Source organism: Curtobacterium sp. ME-Dv--P-122a (assembly GCF_030209645.1).
GTDB lineage: Bacteria > Actinomycetota > Actinomycetes > Actinomycetales > Microbacteriaceae > Curtobacterium > Curtobacterium flaccumfaciens.
Genome location: NZ_JARVRO010000001.1, coordinates 169298 through 192635, shown reverse-complemented (window position 1 = coordinate 192635; position 23338 = coordinate 169298). Strand labels below are relative to the sequence as shown.

At 70.4% G+C, this 23338-nt stretch carries 25 protein-coding genes and 1 tRNA gene; 10 read left to right on the top strand and 16 right to left on the bottom strand.

Features of this window, described 5'->3' with window-relative positions; all coding sequences use genetic code 11:
- Positions 1–76 precede the first annotated feature (76 nt).
- Positions 77–526: a hypothetical protein gene (locus tag QRN49_RS00800; RefSeq protein WP_284753366.1), complete on the top strand. Its 450-nt coding sequence runs from the start codon at positions 77–79 to the stop codon at positions 524–526.
- Positions 527–681: 155 nt separating this feature from the next.
- Here QRN49_RS00800 and galK read toward each other — a convergent pair whose 3' ends face one another.
- Both galK and galT read right to left on the bottom strand, forming a co-directional pair.
- Positions 682–1821 (bottom strand): galactokinase, encoded by a 1140-nt coding sequence (galK, locus tag QRN49_RS00795; protein ID WP_284753365.1) that lies wholly within the window; start codon positions 1819–1821, stop codon positions 682–684.
- The gene (galT, locus tag QRN49_RS00790) at positions 1818–2915 is read right to left on the bottom strand and encodes a galactose-1-phosphate uridylyltransferase (protein WP_128780524.1); all 1098 of its coding nucleotides are present in this window, start codon (positions 2913–2915) and stop codon (positions 1818–1820) included. The genes galK and galT overlap by 4 nt, the downstream gene beginning before the upstream one ends.
- 64 nt (positions 2916–2979) lie before the next feature.
- Here galT and QRN49_RS00785 point away from each other — a divergent pair, with 64 nt between their 5' ends.
- Complete coding sequence (locus QRN49_RS00785) at positions 2980–3834, top strand: DeoR/GlpR family DNA-binding transcription regulator (protein ID WP_209129837.1); 855 nt, start codon at positions 2980–2982, stop codon at positions 3832–3834.
- A complete protein-coding gene (locus QRN49_RS00780) occupies positions 3831–4763 on the top strand; it encodes an aldose 1-epimerase family protein (RefSeq protein WP_284753364.1) in 933 nt (310 codons plus the stop codon). Before QRN49_RS00785 ends, QRN49_RS00780 begins: the two co-directional genes overlap by 4 nt.
- 88 nt (positions 4764–4851) lie before the next feature.
- On the opposite strand, the gene QRN49_RS00775 is transcribed toward QRN49_RS00780, so the two are convergent.
- From QRN49_RS00775 to QRN49_RS00760, 4 genes are all read right to left on the bottom strand, one after another.
- A complete protein-coding gene (locus tag QRN49_RS00775; RefSeq protein ID WP_284753363.1) occupies positions 4852–5172 on the bottom strand; it encodes a hypothetical protein in 321 nt (106 codons plus the stop codon).
- A 176-nt stretch (positions 5173–5348) separates the two neighbouring features.
- Positions 5349–6185 (bottom strand): SGNH/GDSL hydrolase family protein, encoded by an 837-nt coding sequence (locus tag QRN49_RS00770; protein ID WP_284753361.1) that lies wholly within the window; start codon positions 6183–6185, stop codon positions 5349–5351.
- 56 nt (positions 6186–6241) lie between these two features.
- Positions 6242–6314 (bottom strand) — tRNA-Lys (locus tag QRN49_RS00765).
- A 53-nt stretch (positions 6315–6367) separates the two neighbouring features.
- The gene (locus tag QRN49_RS00760) at positions 6368–6529 is read right to left on the bottom strand and encodes a hypothetical protein (protein WP_017888098.1); all 162 of its coding nucleotides are present in this window, start codon (positions 6527–6529) and stop codon (positions 6368–6370) included.
- Between the two features lie 127 nt (positions 6530–6656).
- On the opposite strand from QRN49_RS00760, the gene QRN49_RS00755 reads away from it, so the two are divergent.
- The 3 genes from QRN49_RS00755 to QRN49_RS00745 all read left to right on the top strand — a co-directional run bounded on the left by QRN49_RS00755 (position 6657) and on the right by QRN49_RS00745 (position 9265).
- On the top strand, positions 6657–7286 hold the full coding sequence (locus tag QRN49_RS00755) for a hypothetical protein (RefSeq protein ID WP_027466634.1): 630 nt from the start codon (positions 6657–6659) through the stop codon (positions 7284–7286).
- Positions 7287–7793: 507 nt separating this feature from the next.
- Positions 7794–8393: an ECF RNA polymerase sigma factor SigK gene (gene sigK, locus QRN49_RS00750; protein ID WP_111039031.1), complete on the top strand. Its 600-nt coding sequence runs from the start codon at positions 7794–7796 to the stop codon at positions 8391–8393.
- A complete protein-coding gene (locus tag QRN49_RS00745) occupies positions 8390–9265 on the top strand; it encodes an anti-sigma factor (RefSeq protein WP_259514738.1) in 876 nt (291 codons plus the stop codon). The genes sigK and QRN49_RS00745 overlap by 4 nt, the downstream gene beginning before the upstream one ends.
- A 274-nt stretch (positions 9266–9539) precedes the next feature.
- Here the strand turns inward: QRN49_RS00745 and pstB are convergent, their stop codons facing one another.
- The 9 genes from pstB to QRN49_RS00700 form a co-directional block, all read right to left on the bottom strand.
- Positions 9540–10319, bottom strand: coding sequence for a phosphate ABC transporter ATP-binding protein PstB (gene pstB / locus QRN49_RS00740; protein ID WP_027466631.1), 780 nt, complete (start codon positions 10317–10319; stop codon positions 9540–9542).
- Positions 10320–10368: 49 nt separating this feature from the next.
- Positions 10369–11454 carry a phosphate ABC transporter permease PstA gene (gene pstA, locus QRN49_RS00735; protein WP_111024123.1) on the bottom strand — a complete coding sequence of 362 codons (1086 nt, stop codon included), beginning with the start codon at positions 11452–11454 and terminating at the stop codon, positions 10369–10371.
- 13 nt (positions 11455–11467) lie between these two features.
- Positions 11468–12418, bottom strand: coding sequence for a phosphate ABC transporter permease subunit PstC (gene pstC, locus QRN49_RS00730; protein ID WP_071404716.1), 951 nt, complete (start codon positions 12416–12418; stop codon positions 11468–11470).
- 139 nt (positions 12419–12557) lie between these two features.
- On the bottom strand, positions 12558–13664 hold the full coding sequence (gene pstS / locus QRN49_RS00725; protein ID WP_111024124.1) for a phosphate ABC transporter substrate-binding protein PstS: 1107 nt from the start codon (positions 13662–13664) through the stop codon (positions 12558–12560).
- Between the two features lie 372 nt (positions 13665–14036).
- The gene (locus QRN49_RS00720) at positions 14037–14984 is read right to left on the bottom strand and encodes an NUDIX hydrolase (protein ID WP_071404718.1); all 948 of its coding nucleotides are present in this window, start codon (positions 14982–14984) and stop codon (positions 14037–14039) included.
- Positions 14981–17146: an RNA degradosome polyphosphate kinase gene (locus QRN49_RS00715; RefSeq protein ID WP_071404719.1), complete on the bottom strand. Its 2166-nt coding sequence runs from the start codon at positions 17144–17146 to the stop codon at positions 14981–14983. The genes QRN49_RS00720 and QRN49_RS00715 overlap by 4 nt, the downstream gene beginning before the upstream one ends.
- A 116-nt stretch (positions 17147–17262) precedes the next feature.
- The gene (locus QRN49_RS00710) at positions 17263–17856 is read right to left on the bottom strand and encodes a hypothetical protein (RefSeq protein ID WP_284753346.1); all 594 of its coding nucleotides are present in this window, start codon (positions 17854–17856) and stop codon (positions 17263–17265) included.
- An 83-nt stretch (positions 17857–17939) separates the two neighbouring features.
- Positions 17940–18770 (bottom strand): mycothiol synthase, encoded by an 831-nt coding sequence (mshD, locus tag QRN49_RS00705; protein WP_284753343.1) that lies wholly within the window; start codon positions 18768–18770, stop codon positions 17940–17942.
- On the bottom strand, positions 18770–19453 hold the full coding sequence (locus QRN49_RS00700; protein WP_017888078.1) for a response regulator transcription factor: 684 nt from the start codon (positions 19451–19453) through the stop codon (positions 18770–18772). The genes mshD and QRN49_RS00700 overlap by 1 nt, the downstream gene beginning before the upstream one ends.
- Positions 19454–19610: 157 nt before the next feature.
- Between QRN49_RS00700 and QRN49_RS00695 the strand changes: the two genes are divergently transcribed.
- The 3 genes from QRN49_RS00695 (at position 19611) to ygfZ (ending at position 21713) form a co-directional block, all read left to right on the top strand.
- On the top strand, positions 19611–19892 hold the full coding sequence (locus QRN49_RS00695; protein ID WP_128780538.1) for a hypothetical protein: 282 nt from the start codon (positions 19611–19613) through the stop codon (positions 19890–19892).
- A gap of 136 nt (positions 19893–20028) precedes the next feature.
- Positions 20029–20631, top strand: coding sequence for a heme-binding beta-barrel domain-containing protein (locus QRN49_RS00690; protein WP_027466617.1), 603 nt, complete (start codon positions 20029–20031; stop codon positions 20629–20631).
- On the top strand, positions 20631–21713 hold the full coding sequence (gene ygfZ / locus QRN49_RS00685) for a CAF17-like 4Fe-4S cluster assembly/insertion protein YgfZ (RefSeq protein WP_284753339.1): 1083 nt from the start codon (positions 20631–20633) through the stop codon (positions 21711–21713). The genes QRN49_RS00690 and ygfZ overlap by 1 nt, the downstream gene beginning before the upstream one ends.
- 15 nt (positions 21714–21728) lie before the next feature.
- Here the strand turns inward: ygfZ and QRN49_RS00680 are convergent, their stop codons facing one another.
- Positions 21729–22502, bottom strand: a complete 774-nt coding sequence (locus QRN49_RS00680; protein ID WP_214518640.1) for a class I SAM-dependent methyltransferase — start codon at positions 22500–22502, stop codon at positions 21729–21731.
- A 44-nt stretch (positions 22503–22546) separates the two neighbouring features.
- Between QRN49_RS00680 and QRN49_RS00675 the strand changes: the two genes are divergently transcribed.
- A complete protein-coding gene (locus QRN49_RS00675; protein ID WP_111029059.1) occupies positions 22547–23293 on the top strand; it encodes a phosphoglyceromutase in 747 nt (248 codons plus the stop codon).
- Positions 23294–23338 lie beyond the last annotated feature (45 nt).

Genomic DNA, 23338 nt, shown 5'->3' with positions numbered 1-23338 from the left:
GCAATGGTCGGGTGGCGTCATCGCACCCGACCATTGCTGCTCACGAAGTGCGCCCAGCCGGTGCTACGGTCGCGGCATGGGGGACGAACGACTGCAGACGACGCCGGTGATGCGAGCCCGGCCCGAGCCGTCGCAACTGACCAAGGACGCCCGGTGGCTGATCGTCATCGTGGCGATCTGCGTGCTGTTCCAGGCTCCCGGGTCGACCTGGGCGACGACCTTCGTGCACGCCGGCCAGGAGTACGCGTTCACGTCGGGCCCCTGGTCCGGATGGACGCTCGCGACGGTGGGGTTCGCGGTCGCCGGGTTCGTCGTCGCGATCGCCCGCCGAGGTGCAGCCCGGTTCGACGAGCACACCGTGATGGGCCTGACCCTGGCCGCCGTGCTCGGGACCACCGCCCTGGTGTGGTTGCTCATGCCGGCGCAGACCGCGTGGGTGGAGTGGGAGGTGGAGCACGGTCGGGCACACCCGTTCGTGCTCGGGAACGTCGTGGAACACGTCCGGTACGCGGACTCCCTCGGCTGAGTCGGCGGGCGCGCGGCGGTCGGGGCTGTCGGGGTGCTGCCGTTCTTTCGCGCTGAGCGACAGTCCACGGGCTGATCGCCGCGTGACCTGTCGCTGAGCGCGAAACGTCGAGCGGCCGAGCGGCTGAGCGCGAAACGTCGAGCGGCCGAGCGCCGTCAGTCGCGCCGGGCGCCCTGCGCGGCGTGCACCGTGAACACGTTCGGCTCGCGGTACCCGGCGTCGGCGAAGGCAGCGGTGACGGCGGCCGTGATCGCACCGCGCGACTCCTGGTCGACCAGCGCGATCGCCGCGCCGCCGAATCCACCCCCGGTCATGCGGGCACCGACGGCACCGTGCCCGACGGCGGTCGCGACGGCCAGGTCGAGCTCCGGCACGGAGATCTCGAAGTCGTCGCGCATCGACTCGTGCGACGCGACGAGCAGGGAACCGATCGCCCGGGGGCCCTGTTCGCGCAGTGTGCGGACGGTGTCGAGGACGCGCTGGTCCTCGGTCACGATGTGCCGGACCCGGCGGAAGGTCTCGTCGTCCAGGAGCTCCTGCGCACGAGGCAGGTCCTCGACGCTGACGTCACGCAGTGCCTCGACACCGAGCACCCGCGCACCCTGCTCGCACGAGGCCCGACGAGCCGCGTAGCCACCGGTTGCGTGGGCGTGCTCGACGCGGGTGTCGATCACCAGGACCTCGAGCCCGTTCGCCTCGAGCGCCAGGTCGACGACGGCGGTGTCGAGCGTGCGGCAGTCGAGGAACACGACGGCGTCCTGCTCGCCGAGCAGCGAGGCGGACTGGTCCATGATCCCGGTGGGGGCACCGACTGCGTGGTTCTCCGAGTACTGCCCGACGCGCGCCAGGGTCTTCCGGTCGAGGCCGAGTTCCCACAGGTCGTTGAAGGCCAGCGCGACACCGCACTCGATCGCCGCACTCGACGACAGGCCCGCACCGACCGGCACGTCGGACTCGATGAAGACGTCGAACCCGGTCTTGTCGCTCAGATCGGCACCGGCCTGCTCGCGCAGGGCCCAGGCGATGCCGAAGACGTACGCCGACCAGCCGTCCATGGCCTCGGGCGACAGGTCGTCCAGGGACAGCGCCACCGGGGCGCTCGTGGCGTCGAAGGCGGAGGCGACGCGGATCTCCCGGTCGTCGCGCTGCGCGATGGAGGCGGTGGTGCGACGGTCGATCGCGAAGGGCAGCACGTAGCCGTCGTTGTAGTCGGTGTGCTCACCGATCAGGTTGACGCGACCGGGGGCGGAGTACCGCACCGTCGGCTCGTACCCGTAGACCTGCTGGAACGTCATGCGCGCTCGACTCCCTGTCGGATGAACTCGGCCGCCTTCTCGGGCACGAGGTCCCCGATCCAGGCGCCCATGGCGGCTTCGCTGCCGGCCAGGAACTTCAACTTGTCCGCCGCACGTCGCGGCGAGGTGATCTGCAGCATCAGCCGCACGGTGTCGCGGGCGGTGTGCACCGGTGCCTGGTGCCACGCGGCGATGTACGGCGTCGGGTCGCCGTAGAGCGCATCGAGCCCACGCGTGAGCCGGAGGTGCATGTGCGCCAGCTCGTCCTTCTCGGCGTCGGTCAGACCGGCGAAGTCGGGGACGTGGCGGTGCGGCAGCATGTGGATCTCGATGGGCCAGCGCGCCGCGAACGGGACGAAGGCGGTGAAGTGCTCGCCAGCGAGGACGACCCGCTCGGAACCCCGCTCGTTCGCGAGGTGCTGCTCGAACAGGTCCGGACCGAACCGTTCGATGCTCGCGAGCAGGCGCTGGGTGCGCGGCGTGATGTACGGGTACGAGTAGATCTGCCCGTGCGGGTGGTGCAGCGTGACGCCGATCGCCTCGCCCCGGTTCTCGAAGGGGAACACCTGCTGGATGCCCGGCATCGCGGAGAGTGCGGCGGTGCGGTCGGCCCAGGCCTCGACGACGGTGCGGGCACGCGACTCGGAGATGGAGGCGAAGGACCCGGACGTCTCGGGCGAGAAGCACACGACCTCGCACCGGCCGACCGAGCGGAGCTGGCGGTTCAGGCCCACGTCGCTCAGGGACTCGAGCGACTCGGGGGCGTCGTCGGCTTCGAGCAGCGGGCCGAACGACGGCGAGCGGTTCTCGAACACGGCGACGTCGTAGCGGCTCGGGATCTCGGACGGGTTGGCCGGGCTCTGGGGCGCGAGCGGGTCCTGGTCGGCCGGCGGCAGGAACACCCGGTTCTGCCGGGACGCCGCGATCGACACCCACTCGCCCGTCAGGACGTCCTGCCGCATCCGCGCCGTCTCGGGCCGCGGGTCGAGCACGCGCTCGTCGATGCTGCGTTCTTGGGGCAGCGTCGAGTCGGCGTCGTCGAAGTAGAAGAGGTCGCGGCCGTCCGCGAGCTTCGTCACGCGCTTGGTGATCACCGGAACAGCCTAGCGCCCATCCGAAGCGTTGCGAAAGACATCGGAAGCAAGCGAAACTGTCCACATGACGGACGCCGACCTCTCCTTCCTCGCCGGCGCGCTGCCCGCGCCCCTCCGGCAGGACCGCATCGTCGCGATCGTCGACGGTGCCCCCGGCATGGTCCGGACGGCCGCGTTGGCCGCGTCCCTCGGCACCAGCGAGGTGACGGTCCGCCAGGACCTCGCCGTCCTCGACCAGGAGGCCCGGATCCGGCGGGTGCACGGAGGCGCGGTCCGCCTCGGGGCCGGGTCCACCGAGCGCCCCTTCGAGGAGACCGCCGTCGAGCACCAGGTGGCCAAGGCCGCCATCGGCCGTGCGGCCGCTGCGCTGGTCCGCCCGGGGGAGTGCGTCGTCCTCGACGTCGGCACCACGCCGGCCGCCGTCGCCGAGGCCCTCGTGGCGCGCACCGAGCTCACCGGCGTCACGGTCGTCACGAACTCCCTCACCACGGCGCTCGCGCTCGAGCGGGCCGTCCCGCGCTTCACCGTGATCGTCACCGGCGGCACCCTCCGGCCCCTGCAGCACTCGCTCGTCGCCCCCTTCAACGGCGCGGTCCTGCCGATGATCGCCGCGGACCTCGTGTTCCTCGGCGGGACCGGACTCGACGTCGACCACGGCCTGACGAACGTGAACCTGCCCGAGACCGAGGCCAAGCGGATGCTCGCGGCGACGGCCCGGCGTACGGTCGTGGTCGCGGACGGGTCGAAGTTCGGCCGGGCCCACATCGGGGTCGTCCGTGCGCTCGAGGACATCGACGTCGTCGTCACCGCCGAGGCCGACGCCGCCGCGGTCGCCACGATCCGGGCGGCCGGGGCCCAGGTGGTCGTCGCCGACGGCGAACAGCACACCGAACCAGCCGGAAGGAAGAACACCCCATGACCGCAGCACCCACGGGTGGCCAGTACCGCCTCCACCACGCCGGGCCCGACGGGGTCGTCGAAGCCGTGGTCACCGAGGTCGCCGCGGGCATCCGCGAACTCCGTGTCGCCGGCTTCGACATCACCGAGCCGTTCCCCGTGACCGAGCAGCCGCCGGGGGCGAACGGCATCGTCCTGGCGCCCTGGCCGAACCGCGTGGCCGGTGGTGTGTGGGAGCTCGACGGGAAGCGGCAGCAGCTCGACGTCTCGGAGCCCAAGTACGGCAACGCGTCGCACGGACTGCTCCGGTTCGCCCCGTACCGGGTGGTCTCGCAGACCGAGACGTCGATCCAGCAAGAAGCGACGATCCACCCGCAGCACGGGTGGCCCTTCACCCTCGAGACGCGCGTGCTGCACGAACTCGTCGACGACGGCATCCGTGTCACGCACGAGGTCACGAACCGCTCGGGCGTCCGCGCACCCTTCGCCGTCGGCGCCCACCCGTACCTGCGTGCCGGTGACACCCCCGCCGACGACCTGGTCGTCACGCTCGACGCCGCGACCGCCTTCACCGTCGACGAGCAGAAGGTCCCGAACGGTTCGGTGCCGGTCGAGGGCACGCCGTACGACCTGCGCCAGGGGCGACGTGCCGGGGACTCTGACCTCGACACCGCCTACACGGACGTCACCCCCGACGCCGACGGGATCCGCCGCACGACGATGCACGGGCCCGAGGGTGACGGGGTCGAGCTCTGGCAGGACGCCTCGTTCCCCTACGTGCAGGTCTTCACCTCGCGCGAGTACCCGCGGGGCCACGGGAAGGGCCTCGCCGTCGCGGTCGAACCGATGACGGCGCCCGCGAACGCCCTGAACTCGGGCGAGGGCCTGCGCTGGCTCGAGCCGGACGAGACCTGGACCGGTTCGTGGGGGATCCGTCGCGTCTGGTCCTGAGGACGCCGGTCGGCGTGCACCGCCGACACGAGGAAGGCCCCGCCGGGACTCCGGCGGGGCCTTCTGTGTTCGTGTCGGACGCCGGGCGTCAACCGCGGCGCATCCGGAGTGCCTCGACCGCGAGGGGCTCGGTCGCGTACCGGCCGACCTCGTGCGCCCACGCCGGGTCGTCGCCACGGAGCGCGATGAAGTCCTTGCGCTGCCGGCAGACGTAGCCGAGCACGGCGGTGGCCGTCGCGACCTCGATGAAGTCCTTGCGGATGTGGCGGGTCGTGACCTGGGCGTTTCGGCGGAGCGTGTCGAGCAGGAGCTCGTTGCTCATCGTCGTGTTGGTCGCTGCTGCGAGCTCGACGATGCGGCGCGCGTCACCGGTGGTGCTGGTCTGCGTGGCTTCGATGGGCTCGATCACGGTGTACCCCGTTCGTTCGTGGTGGTGCTGTGCTGCAGGATCCGGTGATCGGATCCGGGAACGACACTATCGGCGGCAGCCCAACAATCCGCTGAGGGCGGGCTGTGGTGGGCAGGGGATCTCCCATGAGCCCACTGGGGACGGGTTGTACCCCGTTCAGGAGCAGACGGCGCCGCTCAGACGCAGCGGGCGCTGCCGACGGGTGCGCCGAGGGCGTCGAGGGACTCGCTGACGCGGTCCGCCAGGTACTGGTAGCCGGCGTCGTTCGGGTGTCCGCCGTCGACGGCGGAGTACCCCGGGCTGTTGCTCGACGTGAACCACCTGCCGGCGAGGGCGTCGACGTAGGGGACACCTGCGGCGGCGGCACCCGCGGAGACCGATGCGGCGACACCGACGGTCGAGTTCGCCCACGGGAGCGGTGCTGACGGGCCGAGCGCAACGACGACGGCGTCCGGCCAGGTCTGCTGCGCCGTGCGGAGGGTCCGCTCCACCGTGGCGCGGAGGGTGTCGGCGTCGACGAGCCAGTCGTTCTGGCTGCCCTGCACGATCACGAGCTGGGGGTCGAACGAGGCGTGCCGCTCGAGGCGTGGCCCGTACGTGTAGTGCGACGAACCGGTCCGACCGGTGTCGACGTAGCCCGTGCCCGGGTACCCGTCGATCTTGGCCGTCCACCCACGGTCCTCGCTGAGGTCCTGCGCCCAACCGCGGAGTCCGCTGGCCGAGCCCCGACCCGAGGTGTACGAGTCACCCACGATCAGGACGCGTGACCCGGGCTCGATCGCCGCAGCGACGCGATCGGCCGAGACGCCGGGGGCAGCGACGGCCGAGGCCGAGGTCGACGAGGACACCGGCTGGCAGGCACTCGAGACGCTCGGCAGGATCAGCAGGAGTCCGGAGACCCCGAGTGCCATCGCGCCGAGGGCGAGTGCCGGCACCAGCTTCCGGCGGCGTCGGCGCATCGTCGCCGGGCCGGTGGGGGTGCCCGGCCGCTCGCGCTGCGATCGTCGGCCCATCCGTCGCATTCTAGACAAGAGGCCAGACCGGAGCTGTGAAGACAGGCCGGAAGGTGTGGGCCCCGTGGGGCTCGAACCCACGACCCTCGGATTAAAAGTCCGGTGCTCTACCAACTGAGCTAGAGGCCCTCACCCGCAAGGCTAGCGGGTGAGGGCCTCCAGGAAGGAACCGTCGGTCCGGGTCAGCCCCGGCGTCCGGTGAGCGTCCGCAGCAGCCACGCGATGACCGCGATGATCAGCAGCACGATGCCGACGTAGAGCAGGAACTTGAGGCTCGCAGCGAAACCGCCGACGAACAGCAGGATGACTGCGATCACAGCCAGGATGATGAGCAGGGCGTTCATGGAAGATCCTCTCCTTCACGTGCAGGGAGGAGCGCCTCCCTGCCGCAACACGGTACGCGTGGCGCAGCCGTTGCGTTCTGGGCGAACGGGACGCGGGCGTGTCACCGGCCGCGCCTACACTGCTGCGGTGCCTCGCGATCACCACCGTCCCGTCCACTTCACCGACGCCGAGTTCGCCGCCATCCAGGGCGGTGAGGACCCGGCGCTCGTGAACCGTGTCGCGCACGAGACCGCGAACGCCCTGCTGCACCGGGTGCGCGAGGACCCGGACCCGGCCGTGGTCGAGCGGCTCGTCACGTACACCGACGTGCACGGCATCGACGCCATCGCGGAACTGTGGGCACGGGTCGGAGCACACACCCTGCCGGGGGCGCTCTGGCGGGTGTACCTGGTGCGCATCGTCATCCGGCAGAACCCGGAGGAGATCGCGTACCTGTTCGAGCGTGGCACGGCGCAGATCGGCACGATCGACCAGGCGGTCGCGGGTGCCGAGGAACCGACGGGCCCGGCGGAGATCCTGACGCTCGCCGACCGCATCCTGCACGGCCTGTACACGGGCGACCTCGCGGTGGCGCTCGACCGCGGGGCGTCGTTCTGCCGTCTGACCGCCGCCGGCGCGACCGCCGTGGCGGACGAGTCGGACCTGGTGGCGTCCGAGCGTGCAAGCGAACTCACGACGCGGGCGCTCCGCCTGACGGAGCTGGCGGCCGACCTGACCGAAGCGGCGGCGCTCTGGCGCCGCGACAGCCTGGACTGAGCGAGCGGCGGGACGGACCCGCACCGGGCCTCCAGGCCGAAGTCCGCAGCAGAAAACCCGGACACGGCGGCGTCCGGGCATGAAAAGACCGGGCCGCAGAAGCGCCTCTCGGCGCGAGGCCGCTCGAAGCGGCGAATTTTGGAGCCCGGGGCTTGCTGCGGCCCGGCGAGACCCAGTCTACGAGACGTCGGCTGATCCCTCGACCCTGTTCACTCATGGTGGACAGAACCGGCCCCGGGCGTGCCCGCGCGCACCCCTGTGCAGGCCCGCCGCGCCCATCCCGCCGAGAAAACCCGACCCCCATCCAATCCACAGCGGGGACCGCACCGAATCATCTGCGTGACGGACGGAATGCCCGTCACGAAGCGAGAGGCCCGGTGTGACCCGGACCGGCACCGCCGGTCAATTCCCTGTGGGTCACGCCGGCCCCTCGTCTCGACCGCCCATGCGGAAGCTTCGTGCTACCCGCCTGGTCAACGAAAGCAACCGAGAGGAGGGAAACCTGCAATGCTTGCCCTCGTGGATAGCGACACCGAACGCTGGAGCTCGTCAGAGCCAGCTCAGGCATCGCCGGACGACCTCCTCGCCCAGGTCGCCGCCGGTGACCAAGCCGCCTTCGCGGACCTCTACGACGCACTCTCCGGTCGGGTCCTCGGTCTGATCACGCGCCTCCTCCGGGACCGCGCGCAGTCGGAAGAGGTCACGCAGGAGGTCTTCCTGGAGGTCTGGCAGCAGGCCACCCGCTTCGACCGGAAGCGCGGGACGGCCGCCAGCTGGGTCCTCACCATGGCCCACCGCCGAGCGGTCGACCGGGTCCGTGCCTCGCAGTCGTCGCACGACCGCGACACCAAGATCGGCATCCGCGACCTCGAGGCCGGTTTCGACCAGGTCTCCGAGTCTGTCGAGATCCGCATCGAGCACGAGCGTGTCGGCCGAGCGCTGGCGAAGCTCACCGAGTTCCAGCGGCAGGCCGTGCAACTCGCGTACTACGGCGGCTACTCGCACAGCGAGATGGCCGAACACCTCGGTGTCCCCATCGGCACCGTCAAGACCCGTCTCCGTGACGGGATGATCCGACTCCGAGACGAGATGGGGGTGACCTCATGACCGAACGCCACGACGACCCCGCACTGATGACGGGTTCCCACGCACTCGACGCGCTGTCCGACGACGAGCGCGCGCTCCTCGAGGACGCCCTCCGGACGTCCCCCGAGCTGCAGGCCGAGAACGACTCGCTGCGCGAGACCGCGCTGCAGCTCGCCTACGCCGTCGCACCGATCGAGCCCCCCGCGTCGCTGAAGGCGTCGCTGCTGGCCCGGATCGCGACGACCCCCCAGGCCGCGCCCCTCGCCGACACGACGGTCGACCAGGCCCCGGTCGCCGAGACCACCTCCGTCCAGGAGGCCCGTCCCGAGCCCGCCAGGCACGTCGCCTCGATCGCCGACGGCCCCACCGCCGGTGGCCGGGCTTCCTCCGAGGCTCGCCGCCGCTGGTTCCAGCGTCCGGCGGTCATGCTGACGGCCGCAGCCGCCGTCGCCGCGGTCTTCTTCGGCGGACTCGGCGTCGGGTCGATCTTCGACCCGAACGGCTCCGGCACCGGCACCACGCAGGCCTCGAGCGGCCTCGACCGCATCTACGCCGCCTCGGACTTCCAGCGCACGACGACCAAGGTCGCGGGCGGCGGTTCGGCGACGGTCGTGTGGTCGAACGACCTCGGCAAGTCCGCGGTGATCCTCGACGGTGTCGAGCAGGCGCCGAAGGGCAAGACGTACGAGCTCTGGTACATCGGCTCCGAGGAGCAGGGCGGCACCATCAAGTCGGCCGGCCTGGTCGACGGTGCGGCCGACGGCGTGCACTCCGCCGTGCTCAAGGGCGCGATGTCCGAGGGTGCGACGATCGGCATGACGGTCGAGCCCGAGGGCGGTTCCGAGCAGCCGACCACCTCGCCGATCATGGCGGTCCCCACCACCACGGCCTGACGCATTCCGGAAGGTGCCCGTGCAGTCGATGCGCGGGCACCTTTCGTCGTTCCACGAGTCGATCGACGCGCGGACTGTCGGAACATGCGCACGCAACGTCTGCGTGCGCATCGAGCGACGAACCACGAGTCGATCGACGCGTGGATCGTCGGAACATGCGCACGTCCCGCGGGTCGCCGTCGCACCCGGCGCAACCACGAAGGCCCGGTGCGCGTCCGTGGCGGACGTGCACCGGGCCTCCAGGCCGTCCGTCAGCGCGACGGACGGATGCCGATCAACCGAAGCGGCCCGAGACGTAGTCCTCGGTGGCCTGCACGGACGGGTTCGAGAACATCGTCGCGGTGTCGTCGAACTCGATGAGCTTGCCGGGGGCGCCGGTGCCGGCGATGTTGAAGAACGCCGTCTTGTCGCTGACGCGCGACGCCTGCTGCATGTTGTGGGTCACGATCACGATCGTGAACTCCTTCTTGAGCTCCTCGATCAGGTCCTCGATGGCGAGGGTCGAGATCGGGTCGAGGGCCGAGCAGGGCTCGTCCATCAGGAGCACGTCCGGCTCGACCGCGATCGCGCGGGCGATGCAGAGACGCTGCTGCTGCCCACCGGACAGGCCCATGCCGGGCTTGTCGAGGCGGTCCTTGACCTCGTTCCACAGGTTCGCACCCTGCAGCGAGCGCTCGACGATGTCGTCGGCCTCGGAGCGGGAGACGCGCTTGTTGTTGAGCTTCACGCCCGCCAGCACGTTGTCGCGGATCGACATCGTGGGGAACGGGTTCGGACGCTGGAAGACCATGCCGACCTGACGACGGACGAGCACGGGGTCGACGCCGGCGCCGTACAGGTCGTCGCCGTCGATCTTGACCGAGCCCTCGACCCATGCGCCGGGGATGACCTCGTGCATGCGGTTCAGGGTGCGGAGGAAGGTGGACTTGCCGCAGCCCGACGGGCCGATGAAGGCCGTGACGGTGCGGGGCTCGATGGTGATGTCGACACCCTCGACCGCCTTGAACTTCGAGTAGTAGACGTTGAGGCCGTCGACCTCGATGCGCTTGGACACGTTGATCCTTCTGGGTGGGTGGTGTCGCTGGTTCCGCGGGGGCGGAGGGTCAGCGGCTGAGCTTGGGGGCGAAGAGGCGGGTGATGAACCGGGCGAGCAGGTTGAGCAGCATCACGATCAGGATGAGCACCAGAGCCGCGGTCCAGGCCCGGTCGACGAACGGCACCGGGTTGGCGCCCTGCTGCGAGTACTGCGTGTACGCGTACACCGGCAGGGTCATCATCGGGTCACGGAACAGGTTGTAGTTCATGCTCGCGGTGAAGCCGGCCGTGACGAGCAGCGGGGCGGTCTCACCGATGACGCGGGCGATCGAGAGCATCACGCCGGTGGTGATGCCGGCGAGGCTGGTGGGGAGCACGACCTTGAGGATCGTGAGGTACTTCGGCACCCCGAGGGCGTACGAGGCCTCGCGGAGTTCCATCGGGACGATCTTCAGCACCTCTTCGGTGGAGCGCACGACGATCGGGATCATCAGCACCGACAGGGCGACGGAGCCGACCAGGCCGAAGCGGGCACCCGGGCCGAGGAACAGCGCGAAGAGCGCGTAGGCGAACAGACCGGCGACGATCGACGGGATGCCCGTCATGACGTCGACGAAGAACGTGATGCCCTTCGCCAGCGCGCCGCGACCGTACTCGACCAGGTAGATCGAGGTGAGCAGGCCGATCGGCACCGAGATGAGCGCCGCGAACAGCGTGATCTCGAGCGTGCCGATCAGGGCGTGGACCGCGCCGCCGCCCTCGGAGATGACCCCGCGCATCGAGTACGAGAAGAAGTTCGCGTCGAAGCGGGCGACGCCCTTGGCGATGACCGTCCAGAGCAGCGACACCAGCGGCAGGACCGCGATGACGAACGCCGTGATGACGAGCGAGGTGACCAGGCGGTCGACCGCCTTGCGGCCACCCTCGACGATGCGCGAGATGACGACGATGAGGACGTCGAACAGGACCGTGCCGAGGAAGATCGCGGCGACGACGTTGAAGTCCTTGACGGCGCCACCCGCGTTGAGCAGGGCGAAGACCAGGACGAGGGCGACCCAGCTGCCGACGAGCAGCAGCCACGGGACGGAGGCGTGCAGCTTGCCGTTGGCGTAGACGTTGCCGGCGGTGCCGGTCTGACGGAGCGCGAGGGACATCGGGTGCGACCTCTCAGCTGACTCGGCTGCGGACGATGTACCGCGCGAGCATGTTGATGACCAGGGTGATGACGAAGAGGATCAGACCCGAGGCGATGAGCGCGTTCAGGGCCGTACCGGATGCCTCGGCGAACTGCAGAGCGATGTTCGCGGCGATCGTCGAGGGGTTCTGCGACGTCAGCATCTGGAACGTGACGTTCGTCGAGACCGACAGCACCAGTGCGATCGCCATCGTCTCGCCGAGAGCACGACCGAGGCCGAGCATGATCGCGGAGACGATGCCGGACTTCGCGAACGGCAGGACCGACAGGCGGATCATCTCCCAGCGGGTCGCGCCGAGGGCCAGGGCCGCTTCCTCGTTGAGGGTCGGGGCCTGCAGGAAGATCTCACGCATGACCGCGGTCATGATCGGGATCGCCATGACGGCGAGGACGATCGACGCCGTCAGGATCGTGCGACCGGTGCCGGACACCTGGCCGGAGAACAGCGGGAACCAGCCGATGTACTCGTTCAGGAACACGTAGAACGGCTTCACCAGGGGCGCCAGCACGGCGATGCCCCAGAGGCCGTAGACGACCGACGGCACCGCGGCCAGCAGGTCGATCACGTAGCCGAGGACCGGCGCGAGTCGACGCGGCGCGAAGTGCGAGATGAAGAGGGCGATCCCGAGGGACAGCGGCACGGCGATCACGAGCGCGATGAGCGCGGACCAGACGGTGCCGAAGACCAGGGGGCCGACGAAGTCCCAGAAGTTCGTGGCCTTGCCCGGCAGCTCGCCGACCTTGGCGGAGAAGGCCGGGATGCTCTGCCAGACGAGGAACGCGGCGACGAGCACGAGCACGAAGAGGATGAGGCCGCCGGCGATGACCGAGGCGGCGGAGAAGACGCGGTCGCCGACACGGACGACGGGCTTCGGCTTGGTCGGGGTGACGGTGGCCCCTGGCTGGGCCGGTGCGGTCGTCATGGGGTACTCCTGTCGGAGGAACGCCGGGGGAGGCGACGGGTTCTGGGGTGGTGGTGCGCGTCCGGGTGGGGTCCTGGACGGCTGAGTGCCCGGACGCCGGTCGAGTGGGTGGGACCGGCGTCCGGGCGCTCAGGGGGCCTTACTTGATGGAAGCGACCGCGTCCTTGGCCTTCGACGCAAGGTCGGAGGAGAGGGCGGCCGACTTGGCCTCCTTGGCAGCGGCGTCCTGAGCGGCGCTCGAGACGACGTAGTCGAGGTAGCCCTTCACGAGCTCGGCCTTGTCGGCGTCCTTGTACTCCTGGCACGCGATGGCGTAGGAGACGAGGACCAGCGGCCAGGCGCCGTCAGCGGTGTCCTTGCGGTCGATGTCGATCGCGAGGTCGTTGTCCTCACGGCCGGTCGCGATCTTCGAGTCGGCGACGACCTGCGCGGCACCGTCGGCCGAGATCTCGGTCGCCTTGTCGCCGACCATCAGCTTCGCGCGGTCGAGGTCGCCCGCACCGGAGTCGTCGATGTAGGTGATGGCGTTGGTGGCGTTGCCCATCGCGGAGGCGACACCGGAGGTGCCCTTCGCGCTGTCACCGACCGAGTACGGGAAGGTCTGGCTGGGCTCTTCGGTCCAGACGTCAGAAGCGTTCGCGGAGACGTACTCCGAGAAGTTCTGCGTGGTGCCCGAGTCGTCCGAGCGGTGGACGACCGTGATGTCGGCGTCCGGCAGCTTCGCGTCCTTGTTCAGGTCGGCGATCTCGGAGTCGTCCCACTTGGTGATCTTGCCCGAGAAGATGCCCGCGATGGTCTTCGCGTCGAGGGTCAGGTCGCTGACGCCGTCGACCTTGTACGCGATGGCGATCGGGGAGATGTAGACGGGGATGTCGATGCCCTTGGTGTCCGCCTTGCAGGACTCGAACTTGCCCGAGAGCTCCTCGTCCTTCAGCGCGGCGTCGGAGCCGGCGAAGTCCGCGGCACCCGACATGAAGTTCTCGCGGCCGGCGCCCGAGCCGTCCGGGGTGTAGTTCACGGTGACGCCCGAGGCCTCGTTCTGGAAACCGGCGGCCCAGGTGGCCTGCGCGGTCTGCTGTGCCGACGAGCCGGAGCCGGTCAGGGTGCCGGAGAGCTTCGAGTAGTCGCTGCCGCTGGAGGAGGAGGACTCGGTGCTGCCCGCGTCCTCGTTCGCCGCGCACGAGGAGAGCACGACTGCGCCGGCGATCGCGATTGCTGCGATCGAACCGATTCGCTTGATGTTCACAGGGGTCCCTTCGGGAATGGAATGCAGTGGGACCACTGCGGTCCCTGGGCCGGTGCCGACCCGGGAGCGACTGTAGGGACGCGAGGTGACCGCAATCACCCCCGCTGGTGAACGGAAGGTGAACGAGGGGTTGTCGACGTCGGGGCGGCGTGCGCCGCTCCCGCGCAGGGAGCAGGATCGGGGGCACTGTGCGCTCGTTCGGAAGATGCGCACGCATGGTCGCGGACGGGCGGTCGGGAGGCCCGGATCGCGTTCCCGGGCGCGGCGCGGCCCCGTCGCGTGGCCGGGTGCCGGGCTCGTCGGCTGCGGTCCGGCGGCGCTGCGGTCCGGCGGTGCTGCGGTCCGCCGGCGCTGCGGTCCGGCGGTGGGCGGCTACGCCGGGATCGTGTTGCGGTGCGTCTCGACCGCGACGAGTGTGTCCCCGGCGATGTGCATGACGGAGAAGTCCCCGACGGACAGCATCGCGGCGCGGCGCAGGTCGAAGCGGCCGGAGTCGTCGGCGGTCGCGGTGGCGATCCTGGCGATGATGTCGGGCAGCACCGGACCGTGCGAGCACAACACGGCGGTCTTGCCCTTGTCGAGCCGACGCCGGACGACGCCCTTGACGTCGGCGGCGCCGCGGTCGTGGGCGTCCTGGCTGATGTCGGCGGTGCTCGAGACCCCGAGCTTCGTCGCGGCGGAGAGCGGCTCGACGGTCGCGAGGCACCGCGCCGCCGTGCTGCTCACGATCTTCTTCGGGCCGAACGCCGCGACCGGTGCCGCGGCGGCCTTGGCCTGTGAACGGCCGACGGGCAGCAGCGGACGGGTGGCGTCGGGGCCGTCCCAGTCCGAGCCGGGCACCGTCTTCGCGTGGCGCAGGGTGATCAGGGCGAACGTGCGGTGCTGTCCGGCGGCGGCGCGTTCGGCGAACCGGTCGAGGATCGCGACGTCCCGCTCGTACGTCAGGCGGTTGCGGGCATCGTCGATCGTGACCCACTCGAGCGCGGCGACCTCGTGGTTCGGCACGAATGCCCCGGCGCGGGCGTACTCCTTGGCCGAGACCCGGGCCGCCCAGTAGTGCACGACCTTGTCGCGGCCGTTCGGCAGCACGTACTCGGCGGTGCCGAGCGGTGCGCCGAGGTGGACGCGGTACCCGGTCTCCTCGTCGATCTCGCGCACGGCGGTCGTCGGGACGGCCTCGCCCGGGTCCACCTTGCCCTTGGGCAGGGAGACGTCCTTGTGGTGGTCGCGGTGGATGAGCAGCACGAGGGGTGTGCCGTCCTGTTCGCGCCAGACGACCGCACCCGCAGCGACGACGGGGCCCGAGGGACCGCCGCTCACCGAGTCGAGCGCTTCCGGGCCGAGATCTTCCGCATGGTCACATTCTGCACGTCCTCGAGCGGACGGCCCGCATCGTCCGTGGAGTGCCGTGTCCACTCGCCGTCGGACTCCAGGTGCCACGAGCTGGCGGTGTCGGCCATCGCCAGGTCGAACATCTCCTGCACCTCGTTGATGTGGTCCGGGGCGACCAGCCGCACGAGCGCCTCGACGCGTCGGTCGAGGTTGCGGTGCATCATGTCGGCGCTGCCGATGAACACCGCGGGGTCGCCGTCGTTGTGGAACGCGAACGCGCGGGAGTGCTCGAGGTAGCGCCCGACGATGCTCCGCACCCGGATGGTGTCGCTGACGCCTTCCATGCCCGGCTTGAGCGAGCAGATGCCGCGCACCCACACGTCGATCGGCACCCCGGCCTGGCTCGCCAGGTACAGCGCGTCGATGATCTGCTCGTCGACCATCGAGTTGACCTTGATCCGGATGCCCGAGGGCTTGCCGGCGCGGGCGTTGGCGGCCTCGGTCTGGATGCGCTTGAGCAGGCCCTTCCGCAGGTGCAGCGGTGCCACGAGCAGGCGCTTGAACTTCTTCTCGATGGCGTAGCCGGACAGCTCGTTGAACAGGCGGGTGAGGTCCTTGCCCACGGTGTCGTCCGAGGTGAAGAGCCCCATGTCCTCGTAGATGCGCGAGGTCTTCGGGTTGTAGTTGCCCGTGCCGATGTGGCTGTAGTGCTTGAGCGTCCCGCCCTCTTGCCGGATGACGAGCACCAGCTTCGAGTGCGTCTTCAGTCCCACCAGGCCGTAGACGACGTGCACGCCGGCCTTCTCGAGCTTCCGGGCCCAGGTGATGTTGTTCTGCTCGTCGAAGCGGGCCTTGATCTCGACCAGGGCGAGGACCTGCTTGCCGGCGGCCGCGGCGTCGATGAGCGCTTCGACGATGGGGCTGTCGCCGGAGGTGCGGTACAGGGTCTGCTTGATCGCCAGGACGTTCGGGTCGGCCGCGGCCTGCTCGAGGAACGCCTGCACGCTCGTGGCGAAGGACTCGTAGGGGTGGTGGACCAGGACGTCGTTCGCCTTGATCGCGCGGAACAGGTCGGGCTTCGTGTTCGGCTCACCCGGCTGGAACTGCACCGGGGTGGTCGGCACGTGCTTCGGGTAGTGCAGGTCCGGACGGTTGATCTTGGAGATCTCGAACAGTCCGCCGAGGTCGAGCGGCGACGGCAGCCGGAAGACCTCTTCCTCGGTGATGTCGAGTTCACGCACGAGCAGGTCGAGGGTCACCGGGTCCATGTCCTCGGTGATCTCGAGGCGGATCGGCGGACCGAACCGACGTCGCAGGAGCTCGCGCTCGAGGGCCTGGATGAGGTTCTCGGCCTCGTCCTCCTCGATCTCGACGTCCTCGTTGCGGGTGACCCGGAACACGTGGTGCTCGAGGACCTCCATCCCCGGGAACAGGTCGTCGAGGTGGTTCGCGATGAGGTCTTCGAGCGGGATGAAGCGCATCCGGCCGGAGTTGTCGTCGGGGAGCTTGATGAAGCGGGAGAAGTTCTGCGGCACCTTGAGGCGCGCGAACTCCTGGCGCTGCGACTTCGGGTTGCGGACCCGCACCGCCAGGTTGAGCGAGAGCCCGGAGATGTAGGGGAACGGGTGCGCCGGGTCGACGGCCAGGGGCATGAGCACCGGGAAGATCTGCTCGTTGAAGTACTCCCGCATCCGCTGCCGGTCGGCTTCGTCGAGGTCGGACCAGTGCTCGATGTGGATGCCCGCGGCGTCGAGGTCGGGCTTGAGCGACCCGATGAACGCCTGGGCGTGCCGGTCCTGCAGCTCGTGGGCCTTCTTCGCGATGTCGCGCAGGACGTCGCTGGGGGCACGGCCGACGTTGGTCGGGACGGCGATGCCGGTGTCGATGCGGCGCTTCAGGCCGGCGACGCGGACCATGAAGAACTCGTCGAGGTTGGACGCGAAGATCGCCAGGAAGTTCGCTCGCTCCAGCAGGGGCTGCGTGCGGTCTTCGCCCAGCTCGAGCACGCGCTGGTTGAACCGAAGCCAGCTCAGCTCGCGGTCGAAGTAGCGGTCCGTCGGCAGCGACTCGTGCTCGATCTCGACGACCTCGTCGAAGTCGTCGAGGTCGGGTGCGACGGATTCGCCGTCGAGCTGCGGTTCGGTGTCCATCCCCACATCCTGCCACCCGGCCCCTGCCACCGGAGGGGCCTCGGTGGACGCTGTGGAAACCGGCGGTGAACCGTTCGGTTGTGCAGGAACGGCCGCGACGGACCGAGGTGCTGCGCTCAGCGCGCGAAGACCTGCACGAACGCGCCCCACTGCGCCGGCGCCCGCTGCTCGAGCCACGCGCAGAACTCGGGGTAGGCGGCATCGATGGACAGGACACTGATCACCCCGCGCTGGCCGTGCACCTTGACGTCCAGGCCGCCGAAGCGGTTCGTCGTGGGCCGGATGTGCTTGATGGCCGCGGGGTCGACGGTCCGGGCGGCACGGAACATCGGCGTGACGACCAGCTGCGAGTCGTACGCCTCGACCCGGCGCCGCTTCTGCCCGACGCCCAGGTAGACGAACAGCAGCCCGAACAGCCCGATGCCGAGACCGCCGGGGAGCATCCCGATCGCCTCGGGGTCGTCGAGCAGGGCGAGTGCGGCCAGCAGGAAGAACCCGCCGACCACGATGAAGACGATCCCGATGATCCGGAGCAGCAGGTAGTTCCACCGGCGAGCGCGGACGGTGAAGAGCACGCCGTACGCCTCGTCCCCGACGACCGTCGACGGGGGTCGCTTCCGGTCGCTCTGGCGGACGAGTGCGGTGACGACGGCGGGGATGGCGACCATCGCGGCCATCGCGAGGAACACCGGAGACGGGTTGAAGTTCACCGGTCTGCCCCCGACCGTGCGTCCGGACGTCGTCGTTCGATGGGCGATCCGCCCTGGTCCCCCTGGATCATGGGCGAAGCGTATCAGTGACCTGAGGGTTGCTCCGGTGCCGCGTACTGCACGTCGATCGCGTGCTGCGTGAACCCCGACCGCCGGTACAGCGCCAGCGCCGGCTCGTTGTCCCCCTCGACGTACAGTGCGGCGGCGGTCAGGCCGCGGCCGCGCAGCCGAGCGGTGCCCGCACGCATGAGCACACCGCCGAGCCGCTGCCCCTGCAGGTCGGGCCGCACGGCGACGGCGTAGAACTCGCCGATGCCGTCCTCGACCTTGAGCCAGCACGAGCCGGCGAGCTGCCCGGAGGCGTCGCGGAGCAGCAGCAGGTCCTCGCCGGAGAACCAGTCGTCGGCCTCGCGGGCGTGCAGGTCGTCGAGCGTCATCCGCCCCTGCTCGGGGTGGTGGGCGAAGGCGGCGGCATTCAGCGCGAGCCAGTCGGTCTCGTCGTCGGTGCCGGGGCGGAACGCCGACAGCGAGTAGCCGTCGGGCAGCGCCACGTCGGCGGCAACGTCCACATCGGAGTCGGCGACGGGGGCCCGGAGCTGCAGCAGCGTGCGGACCGCGCGCCAGCCGAACCGGTCGGCCAGCGCTCGCGCTGCCGGGTGGTCCCCGTGCGCCCACGCGAGCCGCGGAGCGGTCCCGCCGCCCAGCGCGAGTGCCTGCGTCACCAGGGCCGTGCCGATGCCCTGGCCACGGGCCTCCTGGGCGACGACGAGTTCCAGCTCGCCGTCACGGACCACGGCGACCCCGTGGTCGACGGTCAGGACGGTCGCGCGCCCGGCTCGGACGTCCACCAGGGTCTGGTCGGAGAACGGGGGAGCCTCGCCGGGGGCGACGTAGCTGTCGAGGTCGGGCAGCACTACTGCCCCATCAGGCGCTCGGCCTCGTCGTCGTAGACGTTGAAGCGGTACCCGACGTTGCGGACGGTGCCGATGAGCGACTCGAGGTCGCCGAGCTTGGCGCGCAGTCGTCGGACGTGCACGTCGACCGTGCGGGTGCCACCGAAGTAGTCGTACCCCCAGACCTCGCTGAGCAGCTGCTCGCGGGTGAAGACGCGTGACGGGTGGGTGGCGAAGAAGCGCAGGAGCTCGAACTCCTTGAACGTCAGGTCGAGCGGCCGGCCGCGCACCTTGGCGGAGTAGCTGGCCTCGTCGATGACGACACCGGACGCCTGGATCTTCGAGCTCGTCTGGCCCTTCGCCGCACGACCGGCCGACAGTCGGATGCGGGCGTCGATCTCGGCCGGGCCCGCGCTCTCGAGTACGACGTCGTCGACGTTCCAGTCGCTGTTGACGGCGGTCAGTCCGCCCTCGGTGACGACGAGCACGATCGGCGTGGTCGACCCCGACGAGGCGAGGATCTTGCACAGGGCCTTCGCGCTGACCAGGTCGGTGCGGGCGTCGACGAACATCAGGTCGCTCTGCGGGGCGTTGACCAGCTGTGCGGCCTCGGCCGGCACGTGGCGGATCCGGTGGCTCAGGAGGCCCAGGCTCGGCAGGACGTCTCCGGGCGCGGTCGAGGTGAGTACCAGGAGCTGTGCCACAGGACCTCCGGAGGTGGATGACGTCGTGGAGACATCCTAGTGATGCTCGGGAAGGACTCATCCGGCCGGACGGATTGCGCGTCATCCCGCACCGCTCGGCGCGAGCACCGCACCGCACGGCGCGTGCGCTCCGCACGTCCCTGCCATGATGGAGCGCGTGACCGAGCCCGTGCACCCCACCGACCAGCGTCGCCTGCGGCTGACGTCCGTCCTGCCGGTCTGGGTGCTGGCGGTCGTCGGGGCCGTGCTCGTGCTGACCGTGGCCGAGCGCGACGCGTTCGCGTGGCTGCTGCTCGTCTTCGTCGCCTGCGTGATGGTCAGCTTCGTGCTGCAGCTCATCACCGCCACGAAGGACGGTCTGGTCGAACGGATCAGCATCGCGTCGTCCGGGGCGTTCGTCGTGGTCCTCGTCACCGCGGTGGTGCTCCTGGCGCGTTGAGCCGAGCCGCGTAGACTCCGAGCATGGATTCGCTGCTTGCGCTCGAGCTCTTCTACGTCGGCCTCCTCGGCCTGGCGTCGCTCGCGATCGCGTTCATCTCGGTGGTCGTCGTCGTGAAGCTGTTCAAGGGCCAGCGTTGATCGAGCTGCCCGAGGGCCTCGCCCCCGAACTGGTCCCGCTGTCGTGGCTGGTCGGCGTGTGGGAAGGCACCGGTGTGGTCGAGTACCCGGTCGGTGACGACGACGAGGTCCGGAACTACGAGTTCGGCCAGCGCGTCAGCTTCAGCCACGACGGCCTGCCGTACCTGAACTACTCGTCGACCACCTGGCTGCTCGACGACGACCACACCCCGCTCGCCGCCGAGATGGGCTACTGGCGGATCGACCGTCCCACCGAGCCCGGCGACCGCGGCCCCGCGATGCTCCTGGGTGACGGGCCCACGCCCTTCAGCACGGTGGAGAGCGTCGAGGCGCTCCGCAACACCACGGACGGCTTCGACGTCGAGGCCGCGATCATCCACCCGACGGGCGTCAACGAGCTCTACGTCGGCCGTGTGCTGAAGGGCCGGATCGACCTGTCGACCGACGCCGTGCTGCGCTCGCCGAACGCGAAGGACTACTCCGCCGCGACCCGCCTGTACGGGCTGGTCGAGGGCAAGCTCTTCTGGGCGTGGGACATCGCCGCGCTCGGTCGCGAACTCACCTCGCACGCCTCGGGGCAGCTCGCGAAGGTCGACTGATGTCGGTGTTCGCCGCGCGTGACGGCTTCGTCGCGGCCGACTCGGTCGCCGCGCACTTCGGCAACCCGATCGGGGAGCAGCGCCTGCTGACCCGGGGGCGTGCCGTCGTCGAGCTCGGACTCGGTGTCGTCACCATCACCGGACCGGATCGGCTGTCGTGGCTCAACTCGATCACCTCGCAGCAGCTCACCGGGTTGCCGACCGGCGTCAGCACCGAGACACTCGTCCTCGACCAGGCCGGACGCGTCGAGCACGCGGCCCGCGTCGTCGACGACGGTGCGACGGTCTGGCTGCTCACCGAGCGCGCTGACGCTGCACCGCTCGCCGGGTGGCTCGACTCGATGCGCTTCATGCTCCGGGTCGAGGTCGCCGACCGCTCCGACGACTTCGTGACCCTCGGCTGGTTCGGGGCGGACGCCCCGTTCGCGTCCGTCGAACTGCCGGAACCGCCCGTCGCCGAGTGGGTCGACCCGTGGGGCGCCGTCACGCCGGGCGGATGGGGCTACGCCGACCAGGAGGCCCACCCCGGCTCCGACTGGACCCTCCGCATCGCCGTGGTCACCCCCGGCACCGCGGCCGCGATCGCCGCGCCGGACGTGCCCGTCGCGGGGCTGCTCGCGTACGAGGCGCTGCGGATCGCCGCCTGGCGCCCGACCCTGTCCGACGTCGACGAGCGGACGATCCCGCACGAGCTCGACTGGCTGCGTTCCGCCGTGCACCTGTCGAAGGGCTGCTACCGCGGTCAGGAGACCGTCGCCAAGGTCCACAACCTCGGGCACCCGCCGCGTCGGGCCGTGCTGCTGCACCTCGACGGGTCCGACGGCGTCCTGCCGGCGCCCGGCACCCCCGTGCTGCTCGACGACAAGCCCGTCGGTCGGCTCTCGGCCTCGGCGATCCACCACGAGCTCGGTCCGATCGGGCTCGCGGTGGTGAAGCGCTCCCTCGACCCCACCGTGACCCTGCGGCTCGAGGCCGACGACGTCGTGGTGACCGCGGCGCAGGAGACCATCGTCCCGCCCGAGGCCGGTGCGACGGCGAACGTCCCGCGCCTGCCCCGGCTCGGAGCCGTCAAGCGCTCGTAGAGCTCCCCGCTGGTGTCAGGCGGGCTCGACGGCCGACCACGGGACGCTGAGCTCACCGAGCCGCCAGCGCGTCACCCCGTGCAGCACCGGCCAGCCGCGGTCACGCATCCCGCGCACCGTGGCGATCCACCGCTGCCGGGGCCCGTACGTGCCGAGCGGAGCCGCGACCGCCCACGACAGGTCGAGGTCGCCCAGGAACGCGTGCACCCGCTCCCCGGGCACGTTGCGGTGGATCAGGGCCTTCGGTAGCCGCTCGGCGACGATCGAGGGCACGTCGAGCCCGGCGAGCCGGAGCGACACCGTGAAGGTCCGCGGTGCGACGTCGTCGAGTGTCACCCACGATGCGACCCGACCGACCTCGTTGCAGGTCCCCTCGACGAGCGCACCGCCGGGCTGCAGCCGGTCCTGCATGATCCGCCACGACCCGACCACCGCGGACTCGTCGTACTGCCGCAGCACGTTGAAGGCCCGGATGACGGCGGGCCGACGCTGCCCGGGCGTCGGCGTCTCGAAGCCCCCCAGACGGAACGTCACACCGTCGCGCGTCCCGGCGTTCGCGAGCGCGACCCGCGAGGGCTCGATCTCGATGCCCGTCACCTCGACGTCGGGTCGGACGGCCGCCAGCCGGTCGCGCAGCTCGAGGGTGGTGGTCGGTGAGGCCCCGTAGCCGACGTCGGCGACGAGCGGGTCGTCCGTCCGGCGCAGCACCGGCAGGGTCGCGATCCACCGGTCGACGCGGCGGAGCCGGTTGTACCCGGTCGTCCCGCGCGTCACGTTCCCGATGGGCATGCGTCAAGGGTACGGGGCCGGTACCGCTCGGTAGACTCGGAGGCATGACCTCCACGCTCGTCCTGCTCCGTCACGGCAACAGTGACTGGAACCAGAAGAACCTGTTCACCGGTTGGGTCGACGTCCGGCTCAGCGAGCTGGGCGAGAAGGAGGCGAAGCGCGCCGGCGACCTCATCGCCGAGTCCGGCATCGTCCCCGACGTCCTGTACACCTCGCTCCTGACCCGTGCGATCCAGACGGCGGACATCGCGCTGCTGCAGGCCGACCTGGCCTGGCTGCCGGTGAAGCGCGACTGGCGCCTCAACGAGCGCCACTACGGCGACCTGCAGGGCAAGGACAAGGCCCAGACCCTGGCCGAGTACGGCGAGCAGCAGTTCATGGAGTGGCGCCGTTCGTTCGACGTCCCGCCGCCCCCCATCGCCGACGACGCCGAGTGGTCGCAGTTCGGTGACCGTCGCTACGCCGAGCTCGGCGACCGGCTGCCCCGCACCGAGTCGCTCAAGCTCGTGATCGACCGTCTGCTGCCGTACTGGGAGTCCGACATCACGAAGGACCTCGCCGCCGGCAAGACCGTGCTGGTGACGGCCCACGGCAACTCGCTGCGTGCGCTCGTGAAGCACCTCGACGGCATCTCCGACGACGACATCGCCGGCCTGAACATCCCGACGGGCATCCCGCTGGTGTACGAGCTCGACGACGACTTCACGCCGACGAAGCCCGCGTACTACCTGGATCCCGAGGCCGCCGCAGCCGGCGCCGCCGCCGTGGCCGCCCAGGGCGCCAAGAAGTAGCACCCACGCAGAACGCCCCGTCCGGTATCGGGCGGGGCGTTCTGC